General features: G+C 64.2%; 15 protein-coding genes. 2 read left to right on the top strand and 13 right to left on the bottom strand.

What is annotated here, in order from left to right; all coding sequences use genetic code 11:
- Window positions 1–174: 174 nt before the first annotated feature.
- Window positions 175–480 carry a DUF6496 domain-containing protein gene (locus ABIB00_RS36525; protein ID WP_247347970.1) on the top strand — a complete coding sequence of 102 codons (306 nt, stop codon included), beginning with the start codon at window positions 175–177 and terminating at the stop codon, window positions 478–480.
- Between the two features lie 15 nt (window positions 481–495).
- Here ABIB00_RS36525 and ABIB00_RS36520 read toward each other — a convergent pair whose 3' ends face one another.
- The 12 genes from ABIB00_RS36520 to ABIB00_RS36465 all read right to left on the bottom strand — a co-directional run bounded on the left by ABIB00_RS36520 (window position 496) and on the right by ABIB00_RS36465 (window position 14046).
- Window positions 496–858, bottom strand: coding sequence for a hypothetical protein (locus ABIB00_RS36520; protein WP_247441924.1), 363 nt, complete (start codon window positions 856–858; stop codon window positions 496–498).
- A gap of 272 nt (window positions 859–1130) precedes the next feature.
- On the bottom strand, window positions 1131–2666 hold the full coding sequence (locus tag ABIB00_RS36515) for a Do family serine endopeptidase (protein WP_354107702.1): 1536 nt from the start codon (window positions 2664–2666) through the stop codon (window positions 1131–1133).
- Window positions 2667–2783: 117 nt separating this feature from the next.
- Window positions 2784–2996, bottom strand: a complete 213-nt coding sequence (locus ABIB00_RS36510; protein WP_354045930.1) for a hypothetical protein — start codon at window positions 2994–2996, stop codon at window positions 2784–2786.
- 182 nt (window positions 2997–3178) lie between these two features.
- Window positions 3179–5035 carry a putative bifunctional diguanylate cyclase/phosphodiesterase gene (locus ABIB00_RS36505; RefSeq protein WP_354107701.1) on the bottom strand — a complete coding sequence of 619 codons (1857 nt, stop codon included), beginning with the start codon at window positions 5033–5035 and terminating at the stop codon, window positions 3179–3181.
- A gap of 266 nt (window positions 5036–5301) precedes the next feature.
- Window positions 5302–6039, bottom strand: coding sequence for a ribulose-phosphate 3-epimerase (rpe, locus tag ABIB00_RS36500; RefSeq protein ID WP_354045926.1), 738 nt, complete (start codon window positions 6037–6039; stop codon window positions 5302–5304).
- Window positions 6036–6971 (bottom strand): CbbX protein, encoded by a 936-nt coding sequence (gene cbbX / locus ABIB00_RS36495; RefSeq protein WP_354107700.1) that lies wholly within the window; start codon window positions 6969–6971, stop codon window positions 6036–6038. Before cbbX ends, rpe begins: the two co-directional genes overlap by 4 nt.
- Window positions 6972–7069: 98 nt before the next feature.
- The gene (locus ABIB00_RS36490; RefSeq protein WP_354107699.1) at window positions 7070–7477 is read right to left on the bottom strand and encodes a ribulose bisphosphate carboxylase small subunit; all 408 of its coding nucleotides are present in this window, start codon (window positions 7475–7477) and stop codon (window positions 7070–7072) included.
- An 11-nt stretch (window positions 7478–7488) separates the two neighbouring features.
- On the bottom strand, window positions 7489–8949 hold the full coding sequence (locus ABIB00_RS36485) for a form I ribulose bisphosphate carboxylase large subunit (RefSeq protein WP_007594836.1): 1461 nt from the start codon (window positions 8947–8949) through the stop codon (window positions 7489–7491).
- Between the two features lie 33 nt (window positions 8950–8982).
- Window positions 8983–10068: a class II fructose-bisphosphate aldolase gene (gene fba / locus ABIB00_RS36480; RefSeq protein WP_354107698.1), complete on the bottom strand. Its 1086-nt coding sequence runs from the start codon at window positions 10066–10068 to the stop codon at window positions 8983–8985.
- A gap of 14 nt (window positions 10069–10082) precedes the next feature.
- Window positions 10083–12104 carry a transketolase gene (gene tkt / locus ABIB00_RS36475; protein ID WP_354107697.1) on the bottom strand — a complete coding sequence of 674 codons (2022 nt, stop codon included), beginning with the start codon at window positions 12102–12104 and terminating at the stop codon, window positions 10083–10085.
- Between the two features lie 16 nt (window positions 12105–12120).
- On the bottom strand, window positions 12121–12996 hold the full coding sequence (locus ABIB00_RS36470; protein ID WP_354107696.1) for a phosphoribulokinase: 876 nt from the start codon (window positions 12994–12996) through the stop codon (window positions 12121–12123).
- Window positions 12997–13008: 12 nt separating this feature from the next.
- Window positions 13009–14046, bottom strand: a complete 1038-nt coding sequence (locus ABIB00_RS36465; protein ID WP_247347950.1) for a class 1 fructose-bisphosphatase — start codon at window positions 14044–14046, stop codon at window positions 13009–13011.
- 119 nt (window positions 14047–14165) lie between these two features.
- Here ABIB00_RS36465 and ABIB00_RS36460 point away from each other — a divergent pair, with 119 nt between their 5' ends.
- A complete protein-coding gene (locus ABIB00_RS36460) occupies window positions 14166–15137 on the top strand; it encodes a LysR family transcriptional regulator (RefSeq protein WP_354107695.1) in 972 nt (323 codons plus the stop codon).
- A 248-nt stretch (window positions 15138–15385) separates the two neighbouring features.
- Here the strand turns inward: ABIB00_RS36460 and ABIB00_RS36455 are convergent, their stop codons facing one another.
- On the bottom strand, window positions 15386–15595 hold the full coding sequence (locus ABIB00_RS36455; RefSeq protein ID WP_247347946.1) for a hypothetical protein: 210 nt from the start codon (window positions 15593–15595) through the stop codon (window positions 15386–15388).
- Between the last annotated feature and the right edge of the window lie 44 nt (window positions 15596–15639).

Below are 15639 nucleotides of genomic sequence, written 5' to 3'. Positions count from 1 at the left end.
GTGCCGTCATAGAGATCACACGGATTCCCGATTCTGGAACCCCTCACCCTCGACCCGAGTCAATCCGTCGCACCAGATATGTGCATGCCCTAGCGCTCAATCCAGGACGTTGCGTGCCCGCTTTCGGAACCATGCCTGTCGCGGATGGTTCTCCCCGGCCAAGGGAGAACATGCATGGCACGCAAGGCAAAGAAGCGCCGCTACTCGCGCAGCTCCGGCAGCGATGTCGAAAGCGAGATGAAACGCTACAAGAAGGGCAGCGCGAAGAGCGGACCTGGCGGTCGAGGCGGACGCGTGAAGAGCCGCAAGCAGGCAATCGCGATCGGCCTGTCGAAGGCGCGCAAGAAGGGCAAGAAGGTCCCGAAGAAGGCCGCGAAAAAGACCTCCAAGAAGAAGACCTCCAAGAAGACGAAGAAGACTTCGAAGAAAACGTCCAGGAAAACTTCGAAGAAAACATCGAAGCGCAAATCCTCCAGATAGTCGCGCTGAACTCTGTCAGGTCATGCTGCCCGGCATGAAGCAGCGGATCGAAACGCCAAACGCGGTCTTCACCGGCCACACCATGGTTCGGCCGGCCCGGTTCGGCTCGGTGATCACGGCTTCGTCCGGGACCTCCACCCACTCCCCGTCGAGCCGCACCCGATAATGCCCGTTGTGCGAGTCCCAGTCGGGATCGGCGACGGCAAACCCATCCGCATCCGAGCAGCACGGACCGAGATGGCTGCGCAGGCCGTCGAACCACGGCTTGAGGGGTGAGTCCGCGTAGCGGCCGTCGTCGCGCCCGAGAGCGTTTCCACCCCACAGCACGAATGGCGCCACGAGCAGCGCAGTCCTCAGCGAGAGCTTCAATCGATCCATGTCGGCACCGATCAAATGCGAACTGCCGGCCAGCTAGCTCAGCGGCGGCAAGTTCGAAGTTCCACGCTTGCAATCGTCCCGGCGGCTTCATTGCCGCCGACTCCATACCAGATCCGCAATTGTGATGAGCGAACACGGCTTTTTCGGACGAACCGGGTCATCCTCTCTGCCGTTAACGAGAATGTTATCGGCGGCCATCCGGAATCCTGAAGGCAAACAGGAAAGGCGGCCCGTGGGCCGCCTTTTTGGATTTGCGCGGATCGACGTTCGACTTATGCGAGCGGCACCGCGACGAATCGGGTCGCCTGCGCGTTTCTGATCTGCAGCAGCACGCTGCGCTTGCCGGACGATTTCGCCTGCGCCAGTTCCGAACGGACATCACCGATATTGGCGACGGCCTTGCCGCCGACGTTGAGGATGACGTCGCCGGTCTGAATGCCGCGCTGCGCGGCCGGCCCTTGCGGATCGACTTCAGTGACGACGACGCCCTTCTGGCCGGCGCCCTGGACGTCGCCGGCCGGAGCCAGGCTGAGCCCGAGACGCGGCGTGCCGGCATCCGGCTGCGCCTTGCCCTCGTCGGCCTTAGCCTGCCGCTCGTTCGGCAATTCGCCGAGCACCAGCGTCACCGTCTTGCTGTCGCCCTTGTGGACGACATCGAGCTTCACGGACGTGCCCGGTGCAAGCGTAGCGATAGTGCGGGCGAGATCGCGGGAGTCCTTGATCGCGGTGCCGTTGACGGCGGTGATGACGTCGCCCGCCTCGATGCCCGCCTTCGCTGCCGGGCTAGCGTCCTGCGGATTGTCCACGATCGCGCCGCGCGCCTCCTTGAGGCCGAGGCTGTCGGCGATATCCGATGTCACCGGCTGCACCTGCACGCCGAGCCAGCCGCGTGTCACCGCGCCCTTGTCCTTCAACTGTGCGACGACGAGCTTTGCGGTCGAAGCCGGAATGTCGAAGCCGATGCCGACCGAGCCGCCGGAGGGCGAGAAGATCGCGGTGTTCACGCCAATCACGTTGCCGTTCATGTCGAACGCCGGACCGCCGGAATTGCCCTTGTTGATCGGTGCATCGATCTGGATGAAATCGTCATAGGGACCGTTGCCGATGTCGCGGCCGCTGGCCGAGACGATGCCGGCGGTCACGGTGCCGCCGAGGCCGAAGGGATTGCCGACCGCGACCACCCAGTCGCCGATGCGCGGCTTCTGGTCGGAGAATTTGACGAACGGAAAATCCTTCTTGCCCTCGACCTTGATCAGCGCGAGATCGGTCTTCGGATCGGTGCCGACCACCTTCGCGGTATAGGTCTGGCCGTCGTCCATCGTCACCTGCACCGACTCGGCGTGGTCGACGACGTGGTTGTTGGTCACGGCATAGCCGTCGGCGGAGATGAAGAAGCCGGAGCCCTCACCCGTGATCGTCTGGTGGCGCTGGCGCGGCATTCCGTTCATGCCACCCGGACCACCGAAGCCGAATTGCCGTGAGAATTGGTCGAACGGCGTCGCCTCGTCCGAATCCATCCGGTTCTGTTGCAGCATCGCGCTCTTCTCGCTGTCCTGGTCGATTTTGACCCGCACCGAGATGACGGCGGATTTGACCTTGCTGACGAGATCGCCGAAGCCCTGCGGTGTCGTGGCGGTCTCCGCGGCCTGGGCGGGCGCAATGAAGGAGGTCGCGCTGAACGGCGAAGAGCCGGGAGCAGTCGCCAGCACGGCCAGGCCAAGCGCGGCCACGGTGCCGAGCAGCGCGAGCCGGCGCGGCCTCAGGATCTTGCGGGACGTGGTGGTGTCGGAATTGACGCGATCGTTCATGTCGATATGTCCATGTTGGGTAAGTCGCCTTGCACCCAACATGGCGGTCGCCACCTTACAGCGTCCCGTCCACGCGATTAAATCTTGGCAAAGAAGACACGGAAGCGGGACGAAATGTCAGGCCGCGGCAGGCCTCTCCCACGCCGTGGCCGCGACAGCGTCCTCGTCGTGTTGCGCATTGCATGCGTCGTAATGTGCTTTGAGCTCAACTTCGGCGAGATATTCAAAATGTTCGGCCTGGCCGAGCAATTCCCAGTTCTGGAGCGGCCGGTAGGCGGCCTGCTGACGACAGAGGGACGCCAGCGCGCGGTAACGACGTACGTTCTCCATGAGAGCCTCCCTCGCGTTCACAGGGGTTATGGCCCTTATTTGCGTCAGGGCGATGGCGGTCGTGCAAAACATTTGCTGCGCCCGCAGCGCGCCCGGCTCGGTTGCGTCTAGGAAATGCGTATTCGAGCGAAAGTTCCAATCAGCGCGGACTTGATGCTCGAAATCCTGTCGCAGGCCAACGGCTAGGCGTAGAGGCGTCGCTCCACGGTCACGCCGACGACGTCGAGATAGCGCTCGATCAATTCGGGCCGGCCGATGAGATAGCCCTGCATCTCCTCGCAGGCCTCGCGCGCCAGGAAGGCGCGCTGCGCTTCCGTTTCCACCCCCTCGGCGACGACCGGGATATGCAGGGCGTGCGCGAGGCTCAAAACCGCGCGGACGATCTCGGCCGATTGCGGGCTCGCCTCGAGATTGGAGATGAAGCTGCGATCGATCTTGATCTTGTCGAACGGGAACGACTGGAGATAGGACAGTGAGGAGTAGCCGGTGCCGAAATCGTCCATCGCGATGCGGATGCCGAGCGCCTTCAACCGCCACAGCAGATTGAGCGCGCGGGTGAAATCGCCGATCAGCACGCCCTCGGTAATCTCGACCTCGAGCCGCGTCGGGCTAAGCCCCGTCTCCAGCAGGATCTGATGGATCGAGCCTTCGAGGTCGCCGGCCTGGAACTGGACCGGCGACAGATTGACCGCCACCTGCAACGGCCGCGGCCACGACGCCGCCTCGCGGCACGCTTCCCGCAAGACCCACTCGCCGATCTGGATGATCAGACCATTCTCCTCGGCAAGTGGAATGAACTGGTCGGGCGGCACAAAGCCCCGCGTCGGGTGGTTCCAGCGCAGCAGCGCCTCGAAACCGATGACCTCGCCGTTGATCCGCGCCTGCGGTTGGAAATAGACGAAGAGCTGGTTCTGCTCCACCGCCTGCCGCAGGTCGTGCAACAGCAACCTGCGGTCGCGCAGCTCCCGGTCCATCTCGGACTCGAAGAAGCGGACCGTACCCCTGCCCTCACGCTTGGCGCGATAGAGCGCGGAATCGGCATTTGCGAGCAACGTGGCCGCATCCACGCCGTCATCCGGGTAGAGCGCGATGCCGACGCTCAGGCCGACATGGGACAGATAATCGTCGACCTCGAGCTCGTTACCGATCGCCTCGACGAGGCGCTCGCCGAGCCTCAGCACCTCTTCGCGGCAGACATCGTCCGGCACCAGGATCATGAATTCGTCGCCGCCGATGCGGGCGACGAAGGCGCCATCGGCTTCCGCTGCAAGACGCTCGGCCGCCGCGCGCATCAACATGTCGCCGACGGGATGGCCGAACACGTCGTTGACTTCCTTGAAGCGGTCGAGATCGAGGCTGAGCACCGCAAAACTGGTCGACGCCTCCTGCGCCCGTTCCAGCCGCTCGCTCAGCGCCGCATTGAACGCGCTGCGGTTCGGCAGATCGGTCAAGGCATCGTGGCGCGCGAGGTGGCTGATCCGTTCTTGAGTGGTGATGCGCTCGGTGACGTCCTCGATGACGCCAACCAGATATTGCGGGTCGCCGGCGCCGTCCGTGATCAGCATCTTGCGCGAATTGACGACGCGATCGTGGCCCTTGACGCCGACTTCGAGCAGATGCTCCTCGAGCAACATCGGCATGCCGCTGGCGACGACGCGACGATCCTGCTCGTTGACCATTCGGGCGACGTCGGCCGGAAAAATCTCCTCAGGTGTCCGGCCCAACATCTGTTCGCGCGGCACGCCGTAATAGTCCTCGCCAGCGCGGTTGAGCAGGATATAGCGCGAATCCCTGGCGCACTTCGCAAACACGGCGATCGGGATATTCTCGACGATGGTGTCGAGGAACTCCTGGGTCCGCAACAAATCCTGCTCGACCTCGTCATGCGTGTGTGCTCGCGCGTCGGTCATTCGCTGGCGTTCGCGGTCGCTCGCCTCATAGGCAGCGCTGACGAGCTCGCCCAGCTTGGCAAGATCGACTTGTCCGGTCGCGTCGGTGGCGCAGCGGAGCTGCTCGGCGAACAAGCGATGCATGCTCATGCCATCGCTCTCCGCCGCGTGCAGGCCTCATGCCCGCAGATATCTTCGATCCGCATCCCCGCGCTCTCTCAGCGTTCCTAAACCGCAGATTGAGACGCATAGCATTGCGCGGGCGTTAATCGAATTTTCGTCTCGATGCGTTGGTTACCCCGGCCTGAAACGAGCTGATCATTTTGTGCGTCATCCTCCGTATTTCTCCGGAGGAAAGTGGCACGCCTTGGCACAACCAGACCGGCGCCGGATCGGCCCCGCCTGTATACCGTATTTTACCGGATGAGCGCGGTCTCGCCGAGACGCGCCGGCCTTCCGGAGACATCCTGCAACTTCGGAACTCTGCCGGCCTCCGCCGCGCCGCGAATGGCCGCGATGTTCGCGGCATAGTCCGCGCTGCTCTTGCCGCGAAACACAGCGGAACCCGCCACAAGCGTATCGGCGCCCGCAGCGGTCACGGCAGCGGCATTGTCGCGCGTGATGCCGCCGTCAACCTCGAGCCGGATTGGACGGTCGCCGATCAAGCTTCGAATGCGCCTGATCTTCTCGAACTGGGACTCGAGGAAGGACTGGCCGCCAAAGCCCGGATTGACCGTCATCACCAGCACGAGATCTACACGATCGATCACGTATTCGATCACGGCTTCCGGCGTCGCTGGACAGAGGCTGACGCCGGCCTTCTTGCCGAGCGCGCGGATGGCCTGGAGCGAGCGGTCGAGATGGACGCCGGCTTCGGCATGCACCGTGATGACATCCGCACCGGCCTTCGCGAACGCTTCGAGATAGGGATCGGCCGGCGCGATCATCAGATGAACGTCAAAAATCTTCGCCGTCAGCGGCCGGATCGCCTTGATGACGTCGGCGCCGTAACTGATGTTCGGGACGAAATGCCCGTCCATGACGTCGCAATGAATCCAGTCGGCGCCCGCCGCGTCGATCGCAGCGATCTCCTCGCCGAGGCGCGCGAAATCCGCGGCCAGGATCGAAGGCGCGATGAGGATTTCTTTCGTCATGGCTTCGCACTCCTCTGCGCGTCCGCACCGCCGCTGAAAACGCGGCTCGCCAGGACGTCCATGGGATCGATCGTTTCGAGGTCGGCGATATCGAGCATGCGGTCGAGATCCGACACCAGGCGATCCGCCTGCCGCAGCCGGATGCGGTCGACGGCGTTGCGGATCGAGCGCGCATTGGAGAAGAACGGCTGGGTCCGGCGCAGCGCGATGTACTTCTCGAAAGCTTCACGCGCCGCCGCCGAGAGGCGATAGCCGCGCTCCCTCAGCATCAACTCGGCAATGACGAGAAGCTCTTCCTCCGCATAGTCCGGGAAATCGATGTGGTGCGCAATGCGCGAGCGGAAGCCCGGGTTAGAGGCGAAGAAGTTCGTCATCCGCTCGCCATAGCCGGCAAGGATGACGACGAGGTCCTCGCGCTGGTTCTCCATCACCTGGAGCAGAATCTCGATCGCCTCCTGGCCGTAGTCGCGCTCGTTGTCCGGCCGGTGCAGATAATAGGCCTCGTCGATGAACAGCACGCCGCCCATCGCCTTCTTCAGGATCTCCTTGGTCTTCGGCGCGGTGTGGCCGATATACTGGCCAACGAGATCGTCGCGCGTCACCGAGATCACCTGCCCGCGCCGCACGAAGCCGAGGCCGTGCAGGATCTTTGCCATGCGCAGCGCGACGGTCGTCTTGCCGGTGCCGGGATTGCCGGTGAACGACATGTGCAGCGTCGGCGGCGACGAAGCCAGTCCCGCGCGCTGCCGGATGCGTTCGATCAGCAAGAGCGACGCGATCTGGCGCACGCGGTTCTTCACCGGCTTCAATCCGATCAGCTCCTGCTCGAGCTGTTGCAGCGTGCCGGTGATGCCGGCTGCTTCGGCCTCCTTGCGGAGATCGAAATTGGTCTCGCCGGGCTCAGTGGTCATTACGTGGGGAACATCCAGCATCGGCACCTCGAAGAAAAGGGCTTCGCCGCGGGGGGAGCGGCGAAGCAGTGGTCCGCCAAGGAAACGGAGCAGGGAGTGCTCCGCGCGGAGGAGATGACTTAGGTTGACGCGCGCGCGGGCTGCCGGCGCACGGTGGTGTAGCGGATCGCGCGTCCGCCCACCTCCTGCCGCACCAGGTCGAACTCGGCCTCCTGCGGCGGCCGATTGACGATGAACGAGATCCGCACCGATTCCCAGCCAGGGCTGGAGTCGAAGCCGCTGAGGCGGATGTAACGGTCGCCATACACTCTGCGGCATTCGGCGAGCTCCATCATCACGCCGGCGGCGTCCTGGAGATCGAACATCGGCAGACCCCACATCTCCCAATAGGTGTTGCGGGGATGCGGATCGTCGGTGAACTCGATGTTCACCGCCCAACCATTGGTGAGGCAATACTGCACCTGCTTGGTGATCTGGTCGTCGGTCAGATCCGGCAGGAACGAGAAACAGCCTTGGGTCAGCTTCATGACAAATCTCCTCAAACGGTTTCGAGCGCGGTCGGCACGAAGTCCGGCGTGTCGGTGGATTCATAGTTGAAGGTGACGTCCTTCCAGACCTCGAGCGCAGCTTTCAGCGGCGTGCAGGTCTCGGCCGCCCTGGCCAGAATCTCCGGACCTTCATGGACATAGTCGCGGCCCTCGTTGCGGGCGAGGATCATCGCTTCCAGCGCCACGCGGTTGGCGATCGCGCCGGCCGCGATGCCCATGGGATGGCCGATGGTACCGCCGCCGAATTGCAGCACGACATCCTCGCCGAGGAGATCGAGCAATTGGTGCATCTGGCCGGCATGGATGCCGCCGGAAGCGACCGGCATCATCTTGTTCAGGCTCGCCCAGGACTGGTCGAAGAACAGGCCGTGTTCGAGCTTGGTCGGGTTGAAGTCTTCGCGGCAGACATCGTAATAGCCACGCGTGGTGTTCGGATCGCCTTCGAGCTTGCCGACCACGGTGCCGGCGTGGATGTGGTCGACACCGGCAAGGCGCATCCACTTGGCGATGACGCGGAACGACACGCCATGGCTCTTCTGCCGCGTATAGGTCGAGTGACCGGCGCGGTGCAGATGCAGGATCATGTCATTGCGCCGCGCCCATTTCGCCATGGACTGGATCGCGGTGTAGCCGATCACGAGATCGATCATGACGATGCACGACCCGAGCTCCTTCGCGAACTCGGCGCGCTCGTACATGTCCTCCATCGTTCCCGCCGTGATGTTCAGGTAGGTGCCCTTCGCCTCACCGGAGGCGGCCTGCGCCCGGTTCACCGCTTCCATGCAGTAGAGGAAACGGTCGCGCCAGTGCATGAAGGGCTGCGAGTTGATGTTCTCGTCATCCTTGGTGAAGTCGAGCCCGCCCTTCAGCGCCTCATAGACGACGCGGCCGTAATTGCGACCGGAAAGCCCGAGCTTCGGCTTCACCGTGGCGCCTAGCAGCGGCCTGCCGAACTTGTCGAGCCGCTCGCGCTCGACCACGATGCCGGTGGCCGGTCCCTGGAACGTCTTCACATAAGCGACCGGGAAACGCATGTCCTCCAGCCGCAACGCCTTCAGCGGCTTGAAGCCGAACACATTGCCGATGATCGAGGCCGAGAGGTTGGCGATCGAGCCCGGCTCGAACAGGTCGAGGTCATAGGCGATGTAGGCGAAGTACGAGCCCGGCGTGCCCGGCACCGGATCGACGCGGTAACATTTTGCGCGATACTTTTCGGCGGCGGTCAGGCGATCGGTCCACACCACCGTCCAGGTCGCGGTCGAGGATTCACCGGCGACTGCGGCCGAAGCCTCGATCGGGTCGACGCCCTCCTGCGGCGTGACGCGGAACAGCGCGATGACATCGGTGTCCTTCGGCACATAGTCGGGCTCCCAATAGCCCATGCGCTTGTATTCCATCACGCCAGAGCGATATCTTTCCTTGCCGCGGACGGTTCCTGCGTGTGCATTCATGGCTCTCTCCTGCTCTTCTCTCTCTCTGAATGATTAGGCCGCGACGGGCTCGCGCGCGTCGACGCTCGGATCGAGTTCGCCGGCGCGGTAGCGCCGCGCCATCTCGCTCAAGGGAATGACCTTGATCTGGCTCGCGTGTCCCGCGGTGCCGAACTGCTCGAAGCGGTCGCGGCAGAGCTCGCGCATCGCGTCCATCGCGGGCTTGAGGAATTTGCGTGGATCGAACTCGGATCGTGTTTGCGCTGCAACTTTGCGAAACACCGCGGTCATCGCCAACCGGCAGTCGGTGTCGATATTGACCTTGCGCACGCCGCTCTTGATGCCGCGGACGATCTCCTCAACCGGAACGCCCCAGGTCTGCGGCATCTCGCCGCCGAACTCGTTGAACATGTCCTGGAGCGGCTGCGGCACCGAGGAAGAGCCGTGCATCACGAGATGCGTGTTCGGCAGGCGGCGATGAATCTCCTCGACCACCCGCATCGCCAGAATGTCGCCATCCGGCTTGCGGCTGAATTTGTAGGCGCCGTGCGAGGTGCCCATCGCGATCGCGAGCGCATCGACCTTGGTGGCGCGGACGAAGTCGACCGCCTGGTCGGGATCGGTCAACAACTGGTCGTGGCTGACCTTGCCCTCGACGCCGTGACCATCCTCCTGCTCGCCGCCGCCATGCTCGAGCGAGCCGAGCACACCGAGTTCGCCTTCGACGGAGGCACCGACCCAGTGCGCGAGATCGACGACGCGGCGGGTGATCGCGACGTTGTAATCGTAATCGGCCGCGGTCTTGGCATCGGCCTCGAGCGAGCCGTCCATCATCACCGAAGTGAAACCATGGGCGATCGCGGACGCACAGGTCGCTTCGTCGTTGCCATGGTCCTGGTGCATGCAGAGCGGGATGTCCGGATAGGTCCGCTCCAGCGCGTCGATCATGTGCGAGAGCATGAGGTCACCGGCATAGCTGCGCGCGCCGCGCGAAGCCTGGATGATGACCGGCGCATCGACCTCGGCCGCCGCCTGCATGATCGCGATGCCCTGCTCCATGTTGTTGATGTTGAACGCCGGCACCGCGTAGCCGTGACCGGCGGCGTGATCGAGCAGTTGGCGAAGGGTGATAAGGGCCACGACAGTTCCTCCTGTTATTGCTTGCCTGTGCGGGCAATCGCCCGCCGGGCGGCTTCCGCAATGCTTTGCGGCGTGATGCCGAACTCGCGGTAGAGCACCGGGGCCGGCGCCGAAGCACCGAAGCCGCGCATGCCGACGAATTCGCCGTCAGTGCCGATCCATCGATGCCAATCGCCGGCGACTGCCGCCTCGATGCCCACCCGTGGCACAGTGCCGAGCACGGCAGCGCGGTAGTCCTCCGGCTGCTCCTCGAACAACGCGAAGCAGGGAGCGGAGACCACGGCCGCGCGGACGTGCTCGGTGGCCAGCAGGCGAGCCGCTTCCAGCGCGATGGACACTTCCGAACCTGTTGCGATGAGCGTCACGTCGCGGCCGCCGTCGGGCGAAACGATGAGATAGGCGCCCCGTGCGACGCGGTTTCTACCGCGGACATCGCTGCGGAAGGTCGGCAGCGCCTGACGCGACAGGCACAGCACGGAGGGGCGATTTTCGGATTCGAGCGCGCAATCCCATGCTTCCAGCGTCTCCACCGCGTCGGCCGGACGGAACACGAGCAAGTTCGGAATGACGCGGAGCGCTGCGAGATGCTCGACCGGTTGGTGCGTGGGGCCGTCCTCACCCAGGCCGATGGAGTCGTGGGTCATCACATGAATGACGCGGATCCGCATCAAGGCCGCAAGGCGGATCGCCGGACGGCTGTAGTCGGAGAAGGCGAGGAAGGTGCCGCCATAGGGAATGAAGCCGCCGTGCAGCGCGAGGCCGTTCATTGCGGCCGCCATGCCATGCTCGCGAATGCCGTAATGGATGTAATCGCCGGCGAACGCATCGCGCTTCACCGGAGCCTGCGCCTTGGCATGCGTCAGGTTCGAATGCGTCAGGTCTGCGGAGCCGCCGACCAGCCCGGGGATCGTCCCGGCGATGCCGTCGAGCACTTGTTGCGAAGCCTGCCGCGTCGCGAGCTTGGGACGCTCGGTGGCAAAGCGTTCGCGTAATTTCGCCAAGGCCTGGGCATAGGCGTTCGGCAGGGCAACCGCCTTGCCCTCGACAAACAGGTCGCGCTGCTCGGGCGTCGCGCATTCATAGCGATCGAGCCAGGCGAGACGCTCGACCTGCCCGCGCTGGCCGATCATCCGCCATGCTTTCATGATCGTGACAGGCACCACGAAGGGCTGATAGTCCCAGCCGAGCGTTCGCCGCGCCGCCGCCGTCTGCTCGGTGCCGAGCGGCGCGCCATGCGCCTTCTCGGTGCCCTGACGATCCGGTGCGCCATAGCCGATGATGGTGCGGCAGGCGATCAGCGACGGGTTTGCGCTCTCACGCTCCTCGGCAATCGCCTGCGCAACTGCTTCGGGATCGTGCCCGTCGACACGGCGCACCGACCAGCCGGAGGCGGCGAAGCGCGCGAGTTGGTCGTCGGAGGTCGCAAGCGAGGTCGGGCCGTCAATGGATATGCCGTTGTCGTCGAACAGCACGATCAGGCGGGACAATTGCAGATGGCCGGCAAGCGAGATCGCTTCCTGGCTGATGCCCTCCATCAGACAGCCATCGCCGGCGATCACATATGTGAAGTGATCGACGAGGCCCTCGCCATGTCGCGCATTGGCCATGCGCTCGGCGAGCGCCATGCCGACCGCGGTCGCAATCCCCTGGCCCAGCGGACCGGTCGTCGTCTCGACGCCCGGCGTGTGGCCATATTCGGGATGGCCCGGCGTCTTGGAGCCCCATTGCCGGAACGTCTTGATGTCGTCGAGGCTGACGTCGCCGCCGGTAAGATGGAGCAGTGCATAGAGCAGCATCGAGCCATGGCCCGCCGACAGCACGAGACGATCGCGGTCCGGCCAATTGGGGTGAGCCGAGTCGAATTTCAGGAACCGCGAGAACAGCACGGTCGCGACATCGGCCATGCCCATGGGCAGGCCGGGATGGCCGGATTGCGAGGTCTCGATGGCATCGACCGCGAGAAAGCGGACGGCATTGGCGAGATCGCTATGCGCGACCGCAGTGAGGTCGGCGTCGGCGTGGACGGAGATGTTCATCGGATACTCCCCTTGTTCACTTCAGATTTCGCTTGCGCTCGATGAGCTGCATGATCAGCGGCGTTAGGATCAGCTGCATCGCGAGGTCGAGCTTCGCGCCGGGGCACACGATCGAATTGGCGCGAGACATCCAGCTTTGCGGCAGCATCGAGAGCAGATAGGGGAAGTCGATGCCGCGCGGGTTCTTGAAGCGGATCACGACCATCGATTCGTCCGGTGTCGGGATCCAGCGCGCGATGAACGGATTGGAGGTGTCCACCGTCGGCACGCGCTGGAAGTTGATGTCGGTCTCAGAAAATTGCGGGCAGATATAGTGGATGTAGTCAGGCATCCGCCGCAGAACGGTGTCGGTGACGGCCTCGGTCGAATAGCCTCGCGCACTGCGGTCGCGGTGCAGCTTCTGGATCCATTCGAGATTGATGACCGGCACGACGCCGATCTTGAGGTCGGCATAACGCGCGACGTTGACCTTGTCGGTGACGACGGCGCCATGCAGGCCCTCGTAGAACAGCAGATCGGAGCTCTCCGGCAGCCGTTTCCATTCGGTGAAGGTGCCCGGTGCGGCGCCATGCAGCGCGGATTCCTCGGCGTCGTGGACATAGTGCCGCGTCGTCGCCGCGCCGGTCTCGCCATAGTCGCGGAACGCCCGCTCCAGCTCCTCGAACAGATTGGTCTCGGGACTGAAATGGCTGAAATGCCTGTTGCCGCGATCGGCCTCCTTCGCCATCTGCGTGCGCATCTCCGCGCGATCGTAGCGATGGAAGGCGTCGCCTTCGATGTAGGCGGCGTTGACCTTCTCGCGGAAGAATATCTGTTCGAAGGTCTTCTTGACCGAGGTTGTGCCGGCGCCGGAGGAGCCGGTGATGGAGATGATCGGATGCTTCCTGGACATGGGATGCCTCGCTCACAGTCGGAAGAAGCCGCGCCGCGCGAACAGCGGTGCGGAGACGCTGGCGACCAGCAACGGATCGCAATGCAGTTCCTCGACGCGCTGCACCTCGTTGCTCGAGCCCATGATCAGCGGCACGCGCTGGTGCAGGCTCTGTGCTGAGAGCTCGAGGATGCGCTCGCGCCCGGTCGAAGCAGAGCCGCCGGCCTGCTCGATGATGTAAGCCATCGGGTGCGCCTCGTAGACGAGGCGCAGGCGGCCGTCGCCATAGCCGGGCCGTGCATCGGAGGGATAGAGGAACACGCCGCCGCGGGTGAGGATACGGTAGGCCTCGGCGACCAGCGAACCGATCCAGCGCATGTTGAAATTGTGGTTGGCCGGCCCTTCCACACCGGCGAGGCATTCGTCGACGAAGGCGCGCACCGGCTGTTCCCAATGCCGGCGGTTCGAGGCGTTGATCGCGAACTCCTCGCACGTCTCTGATATCTGCACGGCGCTGCGGGCGAGACGGAAGCAACCGGACTTGCGGTCGAGCGTGAAGATCTCGACGCCATCGCCGAGCGTCAGCACCAGCGAGGTCTGCGGACCGTAGGTGACGAACCCCGCCGCAAGCTGCGCCGAGCCACGCTGATGGAAGGCGAGCGCGAGATCGTCGGGCGCGGGCAGGATCGAGAAGATCGTGCCGACGGTCATGTTGACGTCGATATTGGAGGAGCCGTCGAGCGGATCGATCGCGACGCAGATCTTGGCCTCGCGATCGCCGATCTGCGGTTCGCGCATCTCTTCCGACGCCAGTGCCGCGATCGGCAGCTTGCCGAGGCAGCGGCGCAGGATCGCGTCGGCCTGGACGTCGAGATCGCGCTGGACATCACCGTCGCTGTTGCGGCCGGTGGTCAGGCCCGAGGCGTCTGCAAGGTCTCCGGTCGCGATGAGATCGGCGATCTCGATCGCGGCCGCGGCAATGGCATCGACTGCGGCCGCCACGGCCAGCGCATGGGGTGCGGTCTCGGAGTACCGTTGAAGGTGGTCGTCCAGCCTGAGTTGCCCTGTCATCTGCGTCCATCCCTTTGCTGGTGCCGCATCCAGTCCCTCCCCGCTGGAGGTTGGTGCAGTCAGTCCCAACAATGAGGAGATTGACAGGGGCGGCTTAATAAGGAAAATTTCTATTCATAATGAGCGCCAAAGAATTATCTTATAATGCCCATTCGGCAGCGCAGCTTCGGCATCTGACGATCCGGCAGCTCCGCTCGCTTGCGGCGCTCTCTGCCAAGGGCAGCGTGACGGCAGCCTCGAGCCAGCTCGGACTGACCCAGCCGGCGGTGACCCAGCAGCTGCGCCAGCTTCAGGATCTCGCCGGCCTGCCGCTGGTGCAGCGGACCGGCGACGGCATGTTGCTGACGGAGGCGGGCAAGGAGGTGCTGACGCTGGCCGAGCGCGTCGAAGCCGCGATCGCCGACTGCCAGGGCGCGCTCGACCTGCTTGCGGGGCGAACCGGCGGCACCGTCCATCTGGGCGCTGTCTCGACCGCCAAATATTTCGTGCCGCATGCGATCGCGGCGTTCTCGAAGCGGCACCCGAAGATCGAGATCAAGCTGACCGTCGGCAACCGCGAGGGGATCCGCGAGGCCATGCACGGCTACGACCTCGACTTCGCGGTGATGGGTCGGCCACCGGCCGACGTCAGCGTCGACGTGCGTCAGCTCGGGCGCAATCCGCATATCATCGTCGCGCGCAAGGGACACTGGCTGGAGAAGGATTCCGGCCTCAACCTGACCGACCTTGTGCACGAGACCTTCCTCACCCGCGAGCCCGGCTCGGGCACGCGGACGCTGATGGAAGGCATGTTCCAGAGGTCGGATCTCGAGCCGGTCATCGGCATGGAGATGAGCAGCAATGAGACCATCAAGCAGGCCGTCATCGCCGGGCTCGGCATCGCCTTTATCTCGGCGCACACCGTGGCGCACGAGCTCACCGAGGGCCGGCTCATCGTGCTCGACGTCGCGGGCTTGCCGATCGTGCGGCAATGGTACGTGATCCGACGCAGCGACAAGGTGCTGTTGCCGCCGGCGCAGGCGATGTTCGATTTTCTGGGCTCGGAGGGGTCGAACTATCTGCCCGACGTGCCCGAACTCGGCGCGCGATAGCCCGCCGAAGTTCAGCCCAGCAGCTTCATTGCGACCGTCGCGGCCAGAATGACGATGATCTGGAGCAGGCGCTCGGTCGTGAAGATGCGGTTGAAGGTGGTCATCGCTTGCCCCGGAATATCTCTGTGCGGACGTTGCTAGCATATGCCGGCATCGAGATAACTCCGTAATCGCCACCAGTCCTGTCGCCACCAGTCCTGTCGGCGCGCCAACAGACGTCAGCGCCGGAACTTCCAGGACGTTAACGATCAGGCCGCGAGCTGCGTAGCGTAGTCCATCCGCGCGGCGAAATAGGTTTCCAGCTCCGTCAGCGCCCGCGCTTCCCAATCCCTCGCCTGCTCGAGCAGCGACCAGCTCTGGCCCGGGCGGAATGCAGCGGTCTGGCGATAGAGCGATGCGATCCCGCGGTAGCGGCGCACGTTCTCCAAGATGGCGTGACCGGTTATTTGGCCGTTCATGTCCGAAAACTCCGTCGTCATTCCCGGGGGAGAAATTGCCGCCA

The sequence above is a fragment of the Bradyrhizobium sp. LB14.3 genome, assembly GCF_040547985.1.
Taxonomy (GTDB): domain Bacteria; phylum Pseudomonadota; class Alphaproteobacteria; order Rhizobiales; family Xanthobacteraceae; genus Bradyrhizobium.
The sequence above is the reverse complement of the archived record's forward strand: the minus strand, read 5'-3'. Positions and strand labels throughout refer to the sequence as shown.